Origin of the sequence: Helicobacter japonicus, from assembly GCF_000762845.2 — a bacterium.
In the GTDB taxonomy this organism is placed as follows: Bacteria; Campylobacterota; Campylobacteria; order Campylobacterales; family Helicobacteraceae; genus Helicobacter_C; species Helicobacter_C japonicus.
The window spans coordinates 1-1408 of the sequence record NZ_JRMQ02000042.1 but is presented as its reverse complement, the minus strand read 5'-3'; the positions used below and the strand labels follow the sequence as shown (position 1 = coordinate 1408).

At 29.3% G+C, this 1408-nt stretch carries 1 protein-coding gene and 1 pseudogene; both read left to right on the top strand.

The features are described from left to right. Positions 1-178 precede the first annotated feature (178 nt). A complete protein-coding gene (locus tag LS65_RS09715; protein WP_034360501.1) occupies positions 179-628 on the top strand; it encodes a hypothetical protein in 450 nt (149 codons plus the stop codon). A 9-nt stretch (positions 629-637) separates the two neighbouring features. Beyond that, positions 638-1408, top strand: a pseudogene (locus LS65_RS09710) (hypothetical protein); the annotation flags it as partial.

Below are 1408 nucleotides of genomic sequence, written 5' to 3'. Positions count from 1 at the left end.
AGATAAAGCTACAATGCAAAGAGAACAAAAACAACACAAAGAACAATTAAAACCTTTAAGCATTGCAATGCTTCACCCTATACTAGAAGATAATGAGATAAAGTGTATGCATAATGGAGTGATAAAGATCAAGAGTATATGTTATAATATTGGCTTAGTAAGTTAAGAGGATTATCAAATGTTTCTTTATAAAAAATGCGAAGTATGTGGGGAGAAAATCAATAAATTACAGAAGCTTAGGAATATTTATACTTTAAAAATGGGAGAAGTTCTACGATGTAAATATTGCTTTACCTATTATAAAACAAATAAAATTGTTGAATCTTTTAGCTCCATTTATATAAATACAGGGATAGGTATTATATTTTGGTTTATTGCGGGAATATGTTTTGCAATATTGTTGCCAACAACAATTAATCAGAATGTAAAGTTTATTGTGGCTTTGTTATTTTCTTTTATATTTTTAAGTTTTATCAATTTTATAATAGCTTGTGTAATCCCATTACACAAAACACAACCTCCACAAAAAATACACAAACAATCGTTTATTTATTATTGGGTAGCAATGGGAATATTAGCTATTATTTTAATAGCTTTTTTTGTGGGATTTTTAGGGATTAAATTTTAGGGATAAATTATGGAGAAAAATAAAAATATTATAGAACACTTAAATGATTTTGGTAAAGGAGTTTATGATACTTTCTTGGTTACTCCCTATAACTTTGGAGATTTTATAGGGAGAATCTCTGGTTTAAGAGATTGGCAAAATGGTAGTGTCGTGATTAAAGATTATTATCAGCAAGAAGCCATTGAGGAAGTAAAGTTATTTTGGAGGGGTATAGCAAGTATAAATAGCTGGGATAGGGCTAAAATACTTTTTAATTTAGCTAAAAATGAAATAAAAAATCGACCTATGTATTATTTGGGTTCATTTGCTATTTCTGGCTTTATGTCTTCTGCAATAAAAACAGGTTCAAAGGTAGGAGACATTGCAGCTAAGGGAACATTTACAACCACTATGACTTCTACTAAAATTCTTGCAAATATTCACGAATTTTACCCAAGCTTTAAAACTCTAAATAACAATATCTGCTCTCTGTATAGCAACAATAAAAACTATACCAATCTCTTTAACCAAGATATAATAATGTGCAGTTTTTTACAAAATGATAATCAAGAATTGACCCCACAGCCACAAGATTTACAACAAGAAAAACAAAAAATCTACTATAATATCCAAAAAACCAATACAGAGTTTAATTCCTACAAACCTATCCCTATTATTTCATTTGCCAATCCAAAGGTAGCATATATCCAAAAACTTAATCCCAACGATATAGATTCCCTCACCAAAGATTCCCCTATTCATCTACTCAATGCCCTATATCAGTGTGAAGACTATATTTTG